Below are 15,786 nucleotides of genomic sequence, written 5' to 3' on the forward strand. Positions count from 1 at the left end.
GGTTTTCTATAAATAAACCTTTAGTAAACTAAGATCTGATTACTCTTTTTTCTCCTCACGTGGAGGTCTTGGAACAAGTGCTTTTTTAGACACTTTTTCTTTTTTAGTTTTAGGGTCAATTCCTAAGTATTTTACTTGGAAAACATCTCCCATTTTAACTACATCAGCAACGTTTTCAGTACGTTCCCAAGCAAGCTCAGATACGTGAAGCAATACTTCGTTTCCTGGTGCAGCAGTATATTCTACTACGGCTCCAAAATCTAGCATTTTGATTACTTTAACTTCGTAAGCTTCTCCCATTTGAGGTTTGAAAGTTAAAGCATCAATTTTAGCTAATACTGTTTTAATTCCTTCTGGGTCAGTTCCTAAAATTTCAACAACTCCTTGTTCGTCAACTTCGTTGATTACAATTGTAGTTCCTGTAGCTTTTTGTAATTCTTGAATTACTTTTCCTCCAGGGCCAATTAATGCTCCAATAAAGTTTCCAGGAATAGTTCTGGTAATGATTTTTGGTGCGTGAGCTTTTACGTCAGCTCTTGGCGAAGCGATTGTCTCAGTTAATTTTCCTAAAATATGTAAACGTCCATCACGAGCCTGAGCTAAAGCTTGTTCCATAATGTCATAACGTAAACCATCAATTTTGATGTCCATTTGGCAAGCTGTAATACCATCGGCGGTTCCAGTTACTTTAAAGTCCATATCTCCTAAGTGATCTTCATCACCTAAAATATCAGACAATACAGCAAATTTCTCTCCGTCAGTAATCAATCCCATAGCAATACCAGAAACTGGTTTTACCATTTGAACTCCAGCATCCATCAAAGCCATTGTACCAGCACAAACTGTTGCCATAGAAGAAGAACCATTAGATTCTAAAACTTCAGAAACAACACGAATTGTATAAGGACAATCAGCAGGAATCATATTTTTTAATGCTCTTTGAGCTAAGTTACCATGACCAACTTCTCTTCTTGAAGTTCCTCTTAATGGTTTTGCTTCACCAGTTGAGAAAGGAGGGAAGTTATAGTGTAAGTAGAATTTCTCTTCACCTTGTTCAGATGGAGAATCGATTTGGTTTGCTTCTCTAGAAGTTCCTAAAGTTACAGTTGCCAAAGCTTGAGTTTCTCCACGAGTAAATAAAGATGAACCGTGAACTCTTGGTAAATAATCAATTTCACACCAAATTGGTCTGATGTCTGTAGTTTTTCTACCATCTAAACGAACACCTAATTCTAATACTACATTACGAACAGCTTCTTTGTTTGTTTTGTAGAAATATTTAGAAACTAAATCACCGTCAGCAGCTAATTCTTCTTCAGTAAATAAAGCTTTAACTTCTTCTTTTACTTCAGCAAATGCAGCGCCTCTTTCGTGTTTAGCTGAACCAACTTTTGCAATAGCATAGATTTTATCGTATGCTGCGTCTTTTACTTTTTTGTAAATTTCTTCGTTTTCTCTCTCTCCTTCGTAAGTACGGATTTCTTTTTTACCAAAAGCTTCCTGTAAACGATATTGAGCTTGAATTTGAACTTTGATAGCCTCGTGAGCAAATTTAATAGCTTCGATCATTTCAGCTTCTGAGATTTCTTTCATCTCACCTTCAACCATTGCTACAGAATCCATAGAAGCTCCAATCATCATGTCGATATCAGATTTTTCTAATTCTTCTCTGCTTGGGTTGATTACTAATTTTCCGTCGATACGTGCAACACGTACTTCAGAAATTAAGTTGTAAAATGGAATATCTGAAACTGCTAATGCTGCAGAAGCCGCTAAACCAGCTAAAGCATCTGGCATAACAGTTTCGTCATGAGACATTAATTGAATCATAACTTGTGTTTCAGCATGGTAATCGTCTGGGAAAAGTGGACGTAAAACACGGTCAACTAATCTCATTGTCAATACTTCGCTGTCGCTTGGACGTGCTTCTCTTTTAAAGAAACCTCCAGGGAAACGACCTGCTGCTGCGAATTTTTCGCGGTAATCTACCGTTAACGGTAAAAAATCAACGCCTGGATTTGATGTGCGAGCTGATACTGCTGTTGCAAGAATCATAGTGTCGCCCATTCTAACTACTACAGAACCGTCAGCTTGTTTCGCTAAACGTCCTGTCTCGATTGTGATGCTTCTGCCATCACCTAAATCGATCTTTTCTACAAATAATTGTGGAATCATAAATTTTTTCCTTTTGATTATACAATGGGTTTTAGTTGTGTTGTAGTTGTTGTTGTGTGTAGTTGTTATCTAAAACCCAATGAAAAACCAAACTTTTTTTCTTGTAATATTATGCGTGTAATGTAAAAACAAAAAGAGGCACTTTCGCACCTCTTTTCTATATTGATTATTTTCTGATATTCAATACTTTGATAATCTCACGATATCTGTTGATCTCTTTCTTTTTCAAGTAATCAAGTAAAGCTCTTCTTTTACCTACTAATAGTACAAGAGAACGCTCAGTGTTGTAATCGTGACGATTTTTTTTCAAGTGTTCAGTTAAGTGAGAAATTCTGTAAGTGAACAATGCGATTTGACCTTCTGCGCTTCCAGTGTTTGTTGCACCACCGTGTTGTGCGAAGATTTCTTCTTTCTTTTCTTTAGTTAAATACATTCCAATATTATTTAATGATTTTTATGTATGTCATACAACTCTTGTAAGACGGGTGCAAAATTAGATTAAAAAAACAAAAGAATCAAACAAAAATAAAAGAATCTTAAAATGGAGGTCTATAAAATTCAATTTTAATGATTTGAAGGTGGTTTTTTAATTAAGATTTTTAATTTTATTTTGCCATTATAGTTATTGGCAATTTATAAAGAGCTCTTACTGGAATACCTCTGTTTTTTCCTGGATTCCATTTTTTAGCCTCTTTAATTAATTGTATTGCGTTTTCATCGATGCCATAACCAACGCCTTTTATTACTTTTGGTTCTACTAGATTTCCTTCTTCATCTACTATAAAGGTCATGTATATTTTTCCAGACACTTTTCTGGCTTCAAAAGGAATGCGCATTGACTTCCCGATATAACTGTAGAATGAATTTATTCCATTCTGAGGACTTGGTTGAAGGTATTTAGTACTGTAGGAATGTTTTATATTTAGAGAATCCGTGGTAATGCCAGAAACCAATTTCCCATTTTTATACATTTCAATGAAACTTGTTTTTCTCCTAAAATCACTTCCTTTCCATGTGCCTTCTGGTTCGCCGTCTTTTATTTGCCCGGCTTCTTCACTGTTTTTGCTTTTATAGGAGTAATATCCATTTCCATCTGTTATAATTTGTTCTTTTTCGGGGTTCCAAAAGTTGTTTAGTTTGCCCTCAATACTGCCTTTTCCATCTTCAGGATAGTAAACCTCAGATTTTATATTTCCATTTTCGTACCAGTTAAATTCTTTTCCTGATTTCTTTGAATTGACATAGTTGACAGTATATTTTTTATTTCCATTTTCATAGTAAGAAACAGCCTGTCCTTCAATTTTCATAATATCTCTGTCTGTAGTTGTGGCAATAAATTTTATCTTTCCAGATTTGTAATAGTCTTTATAGATATAAGATTTTTTATCTGAGTAGTATTCTTCGATAAGTCTAGTGTATTTATAATTTTCTTGAGTAGCTGGCACCCACATGGAATCTAAATAAATTAACCTATTAGCAGTTACAGCATTTTGTGAAAATCCTTTTGCAGCAATTAAAATAAAAAATAAAATACGTAAGATTTGTTTCATAAAAGTTTTGGAAATAAAATTACGCCAAAGTAATATGTTTAACACAAATAGACAAGATTTGCATACTATCAAATAAAGAATTTTTTTTGCTTTGCTGGCTGTTGGTATATCATTTTAATTTTACAACCTTTTTCCCTAATTGTTTCTCGCTTAACGAAGAATAAGAAGTTTTTACATTGTTTTTATCTATGCTTACTCCTGATGTTAAAATTCCTTTTTCATAATTATCAACAAACGAAATATTCTTAACCAAATCATTTCCTAGCCAAGCACCTTGTTTTAAACCATTTTTAATTTCTCCTTTTTGAGTTACAAATCCATCTGTTTCTTCATATTCTCCATTTCCGTCGGTTACAGTTTGTTCTTTATCTTTTGTCCAGTAATTAAGAATTAGCGTTTGAGATTTTTTTGTTTGTGGATTCCATGAATTCTTTTTCTCAGACTTTTTGCTTTGGTTTTCGTACCAATTAATTTCTTTACCGGATTTTTGATCGTTAACGTAATCTATGACAGATTCTTTAGCTCCATTTTTATAATAACAGATAAATTCCCCATCTCTTTTCAGGATATCTCTGTCCAAAGTAGCGCCAGTCATTTTCTTTCTTCCGTTTTTGTAGAAATCGGTGACAACGTATCTGGCACTTTTCTGGGAATAGTTGGTAATTATTCTTGTATAACTAAAGTCTGGAGAAGTGGTTTCGCGATTTAATGAATCGAGAAAAATTTTCTTCGAAACCATATTAATCTGTGAAGATAGACTGGCAGAAATTAAAAGGAAGAATAATATATAGGTGCATTTTTTCATTCAAATCTATTTTCTCTAATAAAAATAGAACTTCTAGAATAATTTAGCAACCTCTTGATTTACAAATTCTAAAAATCTTTCATCAGCTTCTGTAAAAGGATCAATAACATGACTGTCAATATCAATCTGTCCGATATTAACTCCATTAACAAAAAGTGGTACTACAATTTCAGATTTAACGGTTAAACTGCAGGCAATATAATTATCTTGTGCTTTAACATCTGGTACTACAAAATTAGCGTTGCTCTCTGCAACCTGTCCACAGATTCCTTTTCCAAACGGAATAACGGTATGGTCTGTTTCTGCACCCACATAAGGACCTAAATGAAGTGTTTTGCTTTCGTGGTTGGCAAAATAAAAACCTACCCAATTATAGTAGTCCACATTTTCATTTAATAATTGGCAGACAGCTAATAGTTTTTCATCTCTAACTTTATTGTTATCAGATATTATAGCGCTTATTTTTGGTTGTAATTCTTGAAATGTCATGATTTGAAATATTTTATACAAAAGTATTTAAAGCTGAACTCAAAAAATACATAAATTTGAAAAAAAAATCTCTTGAAGAAATATTTAGTCCAGTTTAAACCATTTTTAATTTTCGTAGGGATATTCTTCCTGACGTATATTGTGTTGACTTTGCTTTATAAATTCTATTTAAATAGTTACGAAGCAAATGATCTTGATGGTATAACGGTAACAGCTGGCAGAAATACGGAGCAGTTATTAAAATTGCTTAATTATGATGTAATTATCCAAAAAAGTGCTCAAAATCCGTGGATGAGAGTTGGTCTTAACGGTAAATTTTTAGCTCTTATAACCGAAGGATGCAATGCAGTGAGTGTCATGATTCTTTTTGTTTCTTTTGTTGCTGCTTTTTCAGGAAAGTTTAAGCAAACCTTTCTGTTTATATTTTTAGGCGTTCTATCCATTTATATTTTAAACATAATTAGAATTGCACTCTTAACAGTTTTGTTGTTTTATTTTCCAAAACAAAACCATTTTCTTCATGGCGTTGTGTTTCCGCTGATTATTTACGGATATGTTTTTGTTTTATGGATTTTCTGGATTAATAGATTTTCAAAATATGCTAGATAACTTAAAAGAAAATAAACTTCAAATTTTTATTGCGGTATTAGTAATAATGGGTTTCGCTCTAATTAGGAATTTTGAAACACAATTGTTTTATGATCCTTTTTTGAATTATTTTAAAGATGATTTTACCGATTTACCTTTTCCGAAATATGATGTTTTAAAGCTCTTTTTTGGACTTTTTTTTCGTTATTTTCTAAATTCATTACTGTCTCTGATTTTGATTTACGTGTTATTTCAAGATCGGGATATTTTTCAATTTAGTTTGTTTGTATACGTCTTTTTTCTGGTATTGCTTCTAACTGCATTTTTTATTATTCTGGGATTCTTTCCAGATGCTGGCTGGTTGCTTTTTTATGTTCGAAGATTCATAATTCAGCCAATTTTAGTCTTGCTATTTATTCCAGGATTTTATTATCAGCTTCAAAAATCAAAAAAATAACATTTATTTTGGTTTTTTTATCGGCAGTTTTTGAATAGTTTTGCAGTATGAACTTAAAAAAGTGTACAGGACTATTTTTAGCGTTCCTATTATTGGTTTCCAATATTGGGTTTGCTCTTGATGTGCACTATTGTGGCGGAAAAATCGCTTCTATTTCTTTAAATACAACTTCAAAACCAGTAATCGAAAAGAAATGCTGCGGTTCTAAAGAAAAAAAGAATTCCTGCTGTAAAGACAAACATGTTCAGATTGAGAAAAAGTCAGATAACGCGACACTTAAATTTTTCTTTTTTCAATTTGATTTTCCGGCAATTCAGCAAGATTACAAACCTTTAGTATTTTTAGAACTTCCAAGTTTTAAAAAGAAAGAAGTACTTTCGTATTATGCTGATGCAAATGCGCCTCCCTTATTTAAATTATACCATCAGTATATTTTCTATTCCTGATTTTAATGTTTAAGATAAAATGCTAGCCTTGATTAAGGCTTTGCGTTTACATTTTGATTGTTTTTTGTTTTCAAACAAAGATCAAAAATGTAGTTCTATTTAACATTAAAATCATTTTTTATGCAAAAAAATATTATGCTTTTTATGGCATTTTTGCTTTCTGTTGCTGCTTTTTCGCAAGAAGATTTAGAGGAAGTAAAAATCAATAAAAAACAAAAAGGAATCAAAAAATCCTTCACCGTAACAGCCAATACATCAGTTATTACCAGTAAAGAATTGCTTAAAGCAGCGTGCTGTAATTTGGCAGAAAGCTTTGAGACCAATCCATCAATCGATGTCAATTTTTCTGATGCCTTAACAGGAACCAAACAAATCAAAATGCTTGGTTTAACCAGTCCGTATTTAATGATTACAGAAGAAAATATTCCTTCTGTTCGTGGTGCTTCTCAAGCATACGGCCTTTCATTTACTCCTGGAACTTGGATCGAAAGCGTTCAGATTACCAAAGGAGCAGGAAGTGTTATCAATGGTTACGAAAGTATCTCAGGTCAGATCAATACAGAACTTTTAAAACCATTAAGCGATATTCCTTTCTTTGTGAATGCTTACGGTTCAACAGATTCTCGATTTGAATTGAATACCCATTTCAATAAAAAACTTTCTGATAAATGGGCTACCAGTTTATTTGTGCACGGAAATACGCGTGTAGCAAAAAACGACATGAACAATGATGGTTTTTTAGATAATCCATTAGGGAAACAGATCAATGTTTTAAATCGTTACCAATATTATAATCCGGAAAGTGGTTTAGTCAGTTTTATCAATTTCAGATATATGAATGATAAAAAACAGACTGGAGAAGTGGATTTTGATAAAGATCGTGATCGTGGCACTACTAATTACTGGGGGTCAGAAATCAATACAGAACGTTTTGATGTTTCTACAAAAATCGGTTATGTGTTTAAAGATATGCCTTATCAAAGTATTGGTTTTCAAAATGCTTTCAATAGTCATAAACAAGATTCTTATTTTGGTTTAAATCTTTACGATATCAAACAAAATAGCTTTTATTCTAATTTGATTTTCAATTCCATCATTAGTAATACAATGCACAAGTTTACAACTGGTTTGAACTTTACATACGACCAATATCAAGAATTTGTAAATGTTGCAGACTACAGCAGAATTGACAATTCGGTTGGAGCATTCTTCGAATATACTTATGATAACACAGATAATTTCAGTTTGATTTTAGGTGGAAGAGTAGACAATCATAACCGATTGGGTTTCTTTGTGACTCCAAGATTACACATGAGATATAATCCATGGAAAAATGGTGTGATTCGTTTTTCTGCAGGAAGAGGAAAACGAACAGCCAATATTTTTGCTGAAAACCAACAGCTTTTTGCTAGTTCAAGAACGTTTTCAATTTTAGATTCTAGCGGAAAAGTATACGGTTTGAATCCAGAAATTGCTTGGAATTACGGAGTCAGTTTTTCTCAGAAATTCAAGATTTTTGGTAAAAATGCCGATGCAGGTTTTGACTTTTACAGAACCGATTTTCAAAATCAGGCGGTTGTAGATGTAATGCAGAGTCCGCAACAAGTTTTGTTTTATGATTTAAAAGGAAGCTCTTTTGCAAACAGTCTTCAAGTAGAATTTAATTACGAGTTGATTCATAATTTAAATTTGAGAACGGCTTATAAATACTACGATATTCAAACAGACTATTTAAGTGGTTCTTTCCAGCGTCCTTTACAGGCAAAACATCGTTTCCTAGGCAATCTGGAATATGAAACGACTTTGAACGATGACAAACAATGGAAGTTTGATTTTACTTATAACTGGTCAGGAAAACAGCAGTTGCCATATACTGCTTCGAATCCTACGGAAGATCAATTTCCTGATTTCTCACCTGCTTTCGCAGTAATGAATGCACAAGTAACCCGTGTTTTTTCTTCTGTTTTTGAAGTATATATAGGAGGAGAAAATATTGGAAACTATAAACAGAAAAAAGCAATTTTAGGAGCAGAAAATCCTTTTGGACCAAATTTTGATGCATCTGTTGCATACGCGCCAATTTTTGGACAAATGTATTATGCGGGATTACGATTTAAAATCAAATAAATAATAACAATTTCAAGAATCAATTTTAATAACAATAAATAATAATTAAGATGAATAAATTACTTTTAATAGCAATGATTACATTTTTTGGATTTTCAGCGCAAGCTCAAACTAAAAAAAATAAAAACTTAAAATATACTACAGAAGTAAATGGTAACTGCGAGCAGTGTAAAAAACGAATTGAGAAAGCTGCTTATGGTGTTCCTGGAGTAAAAACGGCTAGCTGGGACATTAGTTCTCATCAATTGTCAGTTATTTTGAACGAAGAGAAATCTTCTCCTTTAGATTTAAATAAGGCAGTTGCAAAAGCAGGTCATGATACTAAAGAGGTTAAAGCAACAACGGAAGATTATGATAATCTTCATAGCTGCTGCAAGTATGTGAGAGAATAATTATAACGAAAAGCCCAAATGAATGTTTGGGCTTTTTTTAATAGTTAATTTATGTTTAAAATACTGCATTTTATTGCGGTTAAGCTAAATTATTGTTACTTTCACGAACTTATAAAAATAACCAAATTCGATTTATGAATAATTTTGATTGGACTCAGTTAATTAACCCTGAATTTTATATTACTTTAAGTGTCGGAGGTTTTCAGATTGGGTTATTTATTGTGTTGTTTATAGTTTTTGCTGAAACAGGACTTTTTGCAGGTTTTTTTCTGCCTGGAGACAGTTTACTTTTTTTAGCTGGTATTTACAGCCGCGACTTAATTGAGAATGTTGTTCATATTCCAAATGATTTTATAAATGTATTTTTACTTGCCACTGCAGTAGCAATAATGGGAGTTTTAGGAAATATGACAGGTTATTGGTTTGGAGCTAAAAGTGGTTATTATTTGTTTAAAAAAGAAGATACCTTTTGGTTTAAGAAAAAGTATCTGCTTCAATCAAAAGATTTCTTTGAGAAGTACGGTGGAAAGGCAATTATTTACGCTCGTTTCCTTCCTATTTTTAGAACATTTGCTCCAATAGTTGCTGGGATTGTTTCAATGGATAAAAAGAAATTTATGTTTTATAATATTCTAAGTTCTTTCCTTTGGTCATTTATTTTAATCTTTGCGGGGCACTATTTATACGGAGTCTTTTTAAAACAAGGAATAGATTTAAAAAAACATATTGAATATATCATCATCATCATAATAATAATATCAACGTTACCAGTCATATTAAAGCTTTTAAAAAAGAGGCCGAACGAACAGATATAATTTAATAAAAGATACAAAAAAATCCGAATTCAGCTTCGGATTTTTTTATGCTTATAATCGATGTGATTAATCTATTTGTGTAATTGGTTCAAGATAGTCTAACAGTATCTCATCTCCCTTTTCAATAATAATGAAATTAACATAATATACATTGTGTTTATAAGATTGAAATGTTGGGCAATGTATACTAAAATCTTGAGCAATAATTAAAGTTTTGTTTGAATTTGGAATTTTCTAATTTACCATTCATTTACTTTATTAGCATCCATTTTAAGGAAAATAAACAACAATATCGTAAATCCCCAAAGTCCAGAACCTCCATAAGAAAAGAAGGGGAGAGGTACTCCAATTGTTGGGAAAATTCCAATTACCATGGCAATGTTTACAAAGAAGTGGATAAAGAGAATTCCGGCTACACAATAGCCATAGACTCGACTGAATTTTGTTTTCTGTCTTTCGGCTAAATAAATAACTCTAAGCAGTAATGTAACAAAAAGCACAATTACAGTCAAAGAACCTGCAAATCCCCATTCTTCACCTACAGTGGTAAAGATATAATCGGTATGCTGTTCTGGAACGAATCCTCCTTTGGTTTGTGTTCCTTCTAAGAATCCTTTTCCAATCCATCCTCCAGATCCAATTGCAATTTCAGATTGATTGGTATTGTATCCTATACCTTTCATATCGACTGTTTTTCCTAATAAAATATTGAAACGATCTCTATGGTGCTGTTTAAAAACGTTGTCGAAAACATAATCAACAGAAAATACAAAACCAGATATTAAAGCTAATAAGATTGCACTAAGCAAGAGATTGCGATCAACAACTCTTCCTTTGAAATAAATAATAGCTAAAACGACAAAAGCTATAATAATAACGACATAAGGTTCGAGAACCAAAGTAAGTACAAATAAAACGATGGTTATAAAAGCTGTCCATACATACCAAGAAGGTAAACCCTCTCGATATAAAACCAAAATAAAAACACTGTATATTAAAGCACTTCCAGGGTCTGGTTGTGGTAAAATAAGCATTACAGGTAAAAGCATAATTGCCAGTGCCTGAATCTGTCTATTGGTTTCTTTTAGGTTGATTTGTGTATCACTTAAGTATTTAGCCAAAGCTAATGAAGTGGCTGCTTTAGCAAATTCTGAAGGTTGTAAAGTAAAGCTTCCAATAGCATACCAGCATCGCTGTCCAGCAATTGTTTTTCCAAAGAGAAATAGTCCTGCAAGTGATAATAAAGCTACTCCGAAGATAATACTGGCGTATTTTTCATAAAATTTACCATCAACAAAAAGTACAACAAATATCAAAGGAATTGTACAGCCAATAAAGATAAGCTGTTTTTGATAAGTTCCATCAGTTGATAATAGGGAAGACGAATAAATATTCAGCCAACCCAGTGTTACCAGCGCAATGTAGATAAAGACACTTATCCAATCAATATTATTTTTTACACTTTGATTTTTCATTTGAAATACTTTCTCTTAGTTTTTCTTAGTTGTGTCTACTGCTGTTTTTTTGACTTCTGTCTTTGGTGTTACTGTAACAGGCGCTTTTGGTTTTATAATTTTTGCTTGTAAAACAGAGTCTTTCGGTACTGATTCTATTTTGCTGGCTTCATTCATTCCTCCTAATTTTGCATATTCAGCAGCTAAACTCTTATTTAGTACTCTTGTTTCTAAGTCGGTTCTTGTGATTTTGTTTCTTAGATATTTTTCAATCATTAAACTCGCAATAGGACCCGCTACTGTTGCTCCAAAACCTCCATTTTCAATCATAACCGCAATGGCAATTTTTGGATTGTCTTTTGGTGCAAAAGCTACGAAAATAGAGTGGTCTTTAAGCTTTTCTCTTTTTCCGTTTATTTTAGCATAATTCTCAGCCGTTCCTGTTTTTCCACAAATATCAATTCCTTCTACTCTAAGAGCGTAAGCGGTACCCTTATTGTATACATCAAATAATCCGCTGATAACTGGCGGGAAATATTTTTCATCAATTGAAGTGACATGTTTTGTAGTGAACTTTTCATCAATTTTTTCTCCTTCAATCTTTTTAATGATATGAGGAGTAAAATAATAACCTTGATTGGCAACTGTTGCCATCATATTGGCTAACTGAATAGGAGTCATCAAAACCTCTCCCTGACCAATTGCATTGGATACAATGGTTGAGCTTCTCCAGCCTCCGTTAGGGTAGATTCTTTTGTAGGTTTTAGAAGTTGGAATATTTCCTCTTTTTCCTGTAGGCAAGTCATACCCCATAAACTGTCCTAATCCAAAACTTTTTACGTGGCTACTCCAAACATCAACAGCTTGTCCCGGATCTTTATACTTATTGATCGTAAGCATATAGGCTTGTCCAAAATAAGTATTACAAGAATTGTAAATTCCATTATGCAGTTGATGCGGCCCAAAGCCGTGGCATTTCATAAAACGGCCTCCACCATAACTAAATCCATGATGGCACATAAAAGTCGTTTGTTCATTAATAACACCTTCTTGAAGTGCGATCAAACCAGTTAAAATTTTAAAAGGAGAACCAGGAGGATATTCGGCCAGCAACCCTCTGTCATATAATGGTTTTGCAATAGAATCATTATATAAAAGAGTGTAGTTTTTAGATCTTTGTCTTCCAACTAAAATTCCGGGATCGTAAGATGGAGCAGTAACAAGTGCTAAAATTTCACCAGTCTTTGGCTCAAGTGCAACTATACCGCCTCTTTTGTTGATCATTAATTCTTCACCATACTTTTGAAGAGCCGCATCAATAGTTAAATTGATATCTTCTCCTGCAACGGCGATTGTATCATATCTCCCTTCTTTGTAAGAGCCAATTTCTCTATTATATTTGTCTTTTTGAATGTATTTAACGCCTTTAATGCCTCGTAATATTTCTTCGTAACTCTCTTCTACGCCTTGTCTTCCTATTAAATCTCCACTGTTATAGTATGGGTTTTTTGCAATTTGACTTTCATTTACTTGTGTAATAGAACCAAAAATATTAGCGCCATAATCTACTTCATAATCGCGAAGAGATCTTTTTTGGAAATAGAAACCATCATATTTTCTGATTTTTTCTTGAAAAGCTGCAAATTCATTTTTATTTAACTGCGACAAGAAAACAGATGGAAGTCTTGGACTGTAAACTTTTGCTTTTTCAATACGCTTGTGATAGTCTTCTTGAGTGATATTTAAAAGTGTGCAGAATTCAGTAATATTTAAATCCTTTTTTACCTCTCTTGGAATAACCATGATGTCATAAGAAGCCTGATTAGCTACGAGAAGTTTCCCGTGTCTATCGTAAATATAGCCTCTTTCAGGATAGTCGTAGACTTTTTTTATTGCATTATTTTCTGATTTCAGTTTAAAGGAATCATCGATAATCTGCAGATAAAAGATCCTAATCACTAGCAAAGATGCTGCAATAATAATTATAGTGGGCAGCAGAACTTTTCTCATCGTTTATTGGGCTTAATAAGATAAATTATTATTATGGAGGTGATTATGGTAAAAATAGAGCTGAATAAGGTTCGGAGTAAAATATCCCAGATAAACTTGAATTGAAATGCTTCGAGAACAAACAATACAATATGGTGCATTAAAACCGAAACCAGTATAAATGAAAATCGCTCTGGTGTTAAAGATTCGTTTAGTTTAATAGTTTGATATTCGTAACTAAGTCCAAAAGAGAATTTAAAAATATAAGGTCTGTAATAGGCTAGAATTACACAGGCTGTTGCATGTATTCCGCCAGAATTACAAAACATGTCCATAGTCAATCCAAGTAAAAAGCTGGAGATTATTAAGCCTGCTTTATTGCTGTTTACAGGATATAAAATAATATACAAGATATACGGAAAAGGACTTATGTATCCTAAGAAATTCATATTGTTGAAAATAACAATCTGAACTGCCAGCAGTATAATAAATCGAAAAATATTTACCAACAAAGCGCTATTCATCTTTCTCTTTGCTTTTGTTTTCTAAATTAATAAGTTCTTCTCTTCCTTTGCTTTTAATAATATAAACGTGTCCTAAATTGGTCATGTCGTTAAACAATTTCACTTTTATAACATAAAAACTTGTACCTTCTTTTTTGTAAACAATGTCAACTGTTCCGATATTAATTCCTTCAGGGAAAATTACTGATTGTCCACCAGTAACAATAGTATCGCCTTTTCGAATAGAAGCCAATCTAGGAACATCTTCCAACTGAACGTATCCTGTACTTTTTCCATTCCATGTTAACGAACCAAAATGATTTGATTTTTTGATCTTAGCGTTAATATGTGACTTCATGTTCAAAATACTAACAACGGTTGAATAGTTTGGCGAAGTATTATCGATAACGCCCACAATTCCTAAACTATTGATAACTCCCATATCTTGCTTCACTCCGTCTTTGCTTCCGGAGTTCAAAGTGATATAGTTCTCATGAGTATTGTATGAATTATGAATTACTTTAGATACTATTATATCTGAAGGTTTTACTCCTTTAATGCTATCAGGTGTGGGTGGTTTTGTAGTGTCCTCTTTGTTGAATAAAAGACTTTTTAATCTTGCGTTCTCAAGTACAAGTTCATCGTTTTCAGCTCTTAAATTCAAGTATTCATTTACATGATTAATTTTTTCGTAAACACCGCCACTTAAAAAATTGGCAGAACTAATTACTCTGCTTCTATGAAAGGAATGGGATTGAATTGTGAGTCCTAACGATATACCTAAAAGCAGCAAAAACAGCAATCGATTACTGTTTCTTATAATGAAATTAAATATTTGCTGCATTTCTTGTCTGGTTATTTTGTTTCAGGATATGCTTTATGATTTCAAGTTTTACAAGGGTCAAATATTAAAAATTTAACCCTCATAAAAGTAAATTGATTGTTATTTCGAATCTTATTTGATTAAGATACTTTTAAATTTTGCAATGTTTTTAAGTGCCATTCCGGTACCGCGAACTACAGCTCTTAATGGATCTTCAGCAATGTAAACTGGTAAATCTGTTTTTTGAGAGATACGTTTGTCAAGACCTCTCAACATAGATCCACCACCAGCTAAATAGATACCAGTGTTGTAAATATCGGCAGCTAATTCAGGTGGAGTTTGAGATAATGTTTCCATTACGGCATCCTCAATACGCTGAATAGATTTGTCTAATGCTTTTGCAATCTCACGGTAAGAAACATCTACTTGTTTTGGTTTCCCAGTAAGTAAATCTCTACCTTGAACAGACATATCTTCTGGCGGGCCATCTAAATCTTCGATTGCCGCTCCAATTTGAATTTTGATTTTCTCAGCAGTACTTTCTCCAACAAATAAGTTGTGCTGTGTACGCATGTAATACACGATGTCATTTGTGAAAACGTCACCTGCAATTTTTACAGATTTGTCACACACAATACCACCTAAGGCAATTACAGCAATTTCAGTTGTACCACCTCCGATATCCACAATCATGTTTCCTTTTGGCTGCATGATGTCAATTCCAATACCAATTGCCGCGGCCATTGGTTCGTGAATTAAGTAAACTTCTTTTCCGTTTACACGCTCACAAGATTCTTTTACAGCACGCATTTCAACCTCTGTAATTCCAGATGGAATACAAACTACCATTCTTAAAGCTGGTGTGAACATTCTCTTTTTTAATGCAGGAATGCTTTTAATGAACATATTGATCATTTTTTCCGAAGCATCAAAATCGGCAATTACACCATCTTTCAAAGGCCTTATGGTCTTGATGTTTTCATGTGTTTTACCTTGCATCATGTTGGCCTCTTTACCAACAGCGATGATTTTGCCTGAAACTCTATCTCGTGCTACGATAGAGGGGCTGTCAATAACAACTTTATCATTATGAATGATTAAAGTGTTTGCGGTACCAAGGTCTATTGCAATATCCTCGGTCATGAAATCAAAAAATCCCATAAGTTTTTTAGG

16 protein-coding genes are annotated in these 15,786 nt (G+C 33.0%); 6 read left to right on the forward strand and 10 right to left on the reverse strand.

The features are described from left to right. Positions 1–39: 39 nt before the first annotated feature. The 5 genes from P2W65_RS07585 to P2W65_RS07605 form a co-directional block, all read right to left on the reverse strand. Complete coding sequence (locus tag P2W65_RS07585; protein ID WP_289664653.1) at positions 40–2,175, reverse strand: polyribonucleotide nucleotidyltransferase; 2,136 nt, start codon at positions 2,173–2,175, stop codon at positions 40–42. Between the two features lie 166 nt (positions 2,176–2,341). Beyond that, positions 2,342–2,608 (reverse strand): 30S ribosomal protein S15, encoded by a 267-nt coding sequence (gene rpsO, locus P2W65_RS07590; RefSeq protein WP_007804772.1) that lies wholly within the window; start codon positions 2,606–2,608, stop codon positions 2,342–2,344. Positions 2,609–2,780: 172 nt separating this feature from the next. After that, positions 2,781–3,725, reverse strand: coding sequence for an energy transducer TonB (locus P2W65_RS07595; protein WP_289664656.1), 945 nt, complete (start codon positions 3,723–3,725; stop codon positions 2,781–2,783). Positions 3,726–3,834: 109 nt separating this feature from the next. Beyond that, the gene (locus P2W65_RS07600) at positions 3,835–4,530 is read right to left on the reverse strand and encodes a toxin-antitoxin system YwqK family antitoxin (RefSeq protein ID WP_289664657.1); all 696 of its coding nucleotides are present in this window, start codon (positions 4,528–4,530) and stop codon (positions 3,835–3,837) included. Positions 4,531–4,563: 33 nt separating this feature from the next. Continuing rightward, positions 4,564–5,019, reverse strand: coding sequence for a GAF domain-containing protein (locus P2W65_RS07605; RefSeq protein ID WP_289664658.1), 456 nt, complete (start codon positions 5,017–5,019; stop codon positions 4,564–4,566). A gap of 72 nt (positions 5,020–5,091) precedes the next feature. On the opposite strand from P2W65_RS07605, the gene xrtF reads away from it, so the two are divergent. From xrtF to P2W65_RS07635, 6 genes are all read left to right on the forward strand, one after another. Continuing rightward, a complete protein-coding gene (gene xrtF / locus P2W65_RS07610) occupies positions 5,092–5,628 on the forward strand; it encodes an exosortase family protein XrtF (protein WP_289664660.1) in 537 nt (178 codons plus the stop codon). Then, on the forward strand, positions 5,618–6,064 hold the full coding sequence (locus P2W65_RS07615) for an exosortase F system-associated membrane protein (RefSeq protein WP_434783358.1): 447 nt from the start codon (positions 5,618–5,620) through the stop codon (positions 6,062–6,064). Before xrtF ends, P2W65_RS07615 begins: the two co-directional genes overlap by 11 nt. Before the next feature lie 47 nt (positions 6,065–6,111). After that, entirely contained in the window at positions 6,112–6,510 is a 399-nt protein-coding gene (locus P2W65_RS07620; RefSeq protein WP_289664661.1) for an HYC_CC_PP family protein, read from the forward strand. A 120-nt stretch (positions 6,511–6,630) separates the two neighbouring features. Then, a complete protein-coding gene (locus P2W65_RS07625) occupies positions 6,631–8,637 on the forward strand; it encodes a TonB-dependent receptor plug domain-containing protein (protein ID WP_289664662.1) in 2,007 nt (668 codons plus the stop codon). 50 nt (positions 8,638–8,687) lie between these two features. Next, entirely contained in the window at positions 8,688–9,029 is a 342-nt protein-coding gene (locus P2W65_RS07630; protein WP_289664663.1) for a heavy-metal-associated domain-containing protein, read from the forward strand. A gap of 134 nt (positions 9,030–9,163) precedes the next feature. Next, positions 9,164–9,844 carry a DedA family protein gene (locus P2W65_RS07635; RefSeq protein WP_289664665.1) on the forward strand — a complete coding sequence of 227 codons (681 nt, stop codon included), beginning with the start codon at positions 9,164–9,166 and terminating at the stop codon, positions 9,842–9,844. Positions 9,845–10,083: 239 nt separating this feature from the next. Here the strand turns inward: P2W65_RS07635 and rodA are convergent, their stop codons facing one another. The 5 genes from rodA to P2W65_RS07660 all read right to left on the reverse strand — a co-directional run bounded on the left by rodA (position 10,084) and on the right by P2W65_RS07660 (position 15,774). Beyond that, the gene (gene rodA, locus P2W65_RS07640; protein ID WP_091493924.1) at positions 10,084–11,319 is read right to left on the reverse strand and encodes a rod shape-determining protein RodA; all 1,236 of its coding nucleotides are present in this window, start codon (positions 11,317–11,319) and stop codon (positions 10,084–10,086) included. A 15-nt stretch (positions 11,320–11,334) separates the two neighbouring features. Next, positions 11,335–13,308 carry a penicillin-binding protein 2 gene (gene mrdA, locus P2W65_RS07645; RefSeq protein ID WP_289664666.1) on the reverse strand — a complete coding sequence of 658 codons (1,974 nt, stop codon included), beginning with the start codon at positions 13,306–13,308 and terminating at the stop codon, positions 11,335–11,337. Continuing rightward, a complete protein-coding gene (locus P2W65_RS07650; protein ID WP_179002536.1) occupies positions 13,305–13,811 on the reverse strand; it encodes a rod shape-determining protein MreD in 507 nt (168 codons plus the stop codon). The genes mrdA and P2W65_RS07650 overlap by 4 nt, the downstream gene beginning before the upstream one ends. Then, on the reverse strand, positions 13,804–14,634 hold the full coding sequence (gene mreC / locus P2W65_RS07655; protein ID WP_289664668.1) for a rod shape-determining protein MreC: 831 nt from the start codon (positions 14,632–14,634) through the stop codon (positions 13,804–13,806). Before mreC ends, P2W65_RS07650 begins: the two co-directional genes overlap by 8 nt. A gap of 111 nt (positions 14,635–14,745) precedes the next feature. Beyond that, the gene (locus P2W65_RS07660; protein WP_008466528.1) at positions 14,746–15,774 is read right to left on the reverse strand and encodes a rod shape-determining protein; all 1,029 of its coding nucleotides are present in this window, start codon (positions 15,772–15,774) and stop codon (positions 14,746–14,748) included. Positions 15,775–15,786: the final 12 nt, after the last annotated feature.

The organism is Flavobacterium panacagri (assembly GCF_030378165.1).
In the GTDB taxonomy this organism is placed as follows: Bacteria; Bacteroidota; Bacteroidia; order Flavobacteriales; family Flavobacteriaceae; genus Flavobacterium; species Flavobacterium panacagri.

What these genes read in the sequence shown, in the direction of transcription:
- mrdA (WP_289664666.1), bottom strand. Translation starts at nt 13,308, where the DNA reads ATGAGAAAAGTTCTGCTGCCCACTATAATTATTATTGCAGCATCTTTG.
- P2W65_RS07615 (WP_434783358.1), top strand. Translation starts at nt 5,618, where the DNA reads ATGCTAGATAACTTAAAAGAAAATAAACTTCAAATTTTTATTGCGGTA.
- P2W65_RS07635 (WP_289664665.1), top strand. Translation starts at nt 9,164, where the DNA reads ATGAATAATTTTGATTGGACTCAGTTAATTAACCCTGAATTTTATATT.
- P2W65_RS07585 (WP_289664653.1), bottom strand. Translation starts at nt 2,175, where the DNA reads ATGATTCCACAATTATTTGTAGAAAAGATCGATTTAGGTGATGGCAGA.
- P2W65_RS07605 (WP_289664658.1), bottom strand. Translation starts at nt 5,019, where the DNA reads ATGACATTTCAAGAATTACAACCAAAAATAAGCGCTATAATATCTGAT.
- P2W65_RS07650 (WP_179002536.1), bottom strand. Translation starts at nt 13,811, where the DNA reads ATGAATAGCGCTTTGTTGGTAAATATTTTTCGATTTATTATACTGCTG.
- P2W65_RS07630 (WP_289664663.1), top strand. Translation starts at nt 8,688, where the DNA reads ATGAATAAATTACTTTTAATAGCAATGATTACATTTTTTGGATTTTCA.
- P2W65_RS07625 (WP_289664662.1), top strand. Translation starts at nt 6,631, where the DNA reads ATGCAAAAAAATATTATGCTTTTTATGGCATTTTTGCTTTCTGTTGCT.
- P2W65_RS07595 (WP_289664656.1), bottom strand. Translation starts at nt 3,725, where the DNA reads ATGAAACAAATCTTACGTATTTTATTTTTTATTTTAATTGCTGCAAAA.
- rodA (WP_091493924.1), bottom strand. Translation starts at nt 11,319, where the DNA reads ATGAAAAATCAAAGTGTAAAAAATAATATTGATTGGATAAGTGTCTTT.
- P2W65_RS07620 (WP_289664661.1), top strand. Translation starts at nt 6,112, where the DNA reads ATGAACTTAAAAAAGTGTACAGGACTATTTTTAGCGTTCCTATTATTG.
- rpsO (WP_007804772.1), bottom strand. Translation starts at nt 2,608, where the DNA reads ATGTATTTAACTAAAGAAAAGAAAGAAGAAATCTTCGCACAACACGGT.
- mreC (WP_289664668.1), bottom strand. Translation starts at nt 14,634, where the DNA reads ATGCAGCAAATATTTAATTTCATTATAAGAAACAGTAATCGATTGCTG.
- P2W65_RS07660 (WP_008466528.1), bottom strand. Translation starts at nt 15,774, where the DNA reads ATGGGATTTTTTGATTTCATGACCGAGGATATTGCAATAGACCTTGGT.
- P2W65_RS07600 (WP_289664657.1), bottom strand. Translation starts at nt 4,530, where the DNA reads ATGAAAAAATGCACCTATATATTATTCTTCCTTTTAATTTCTGCCAGT.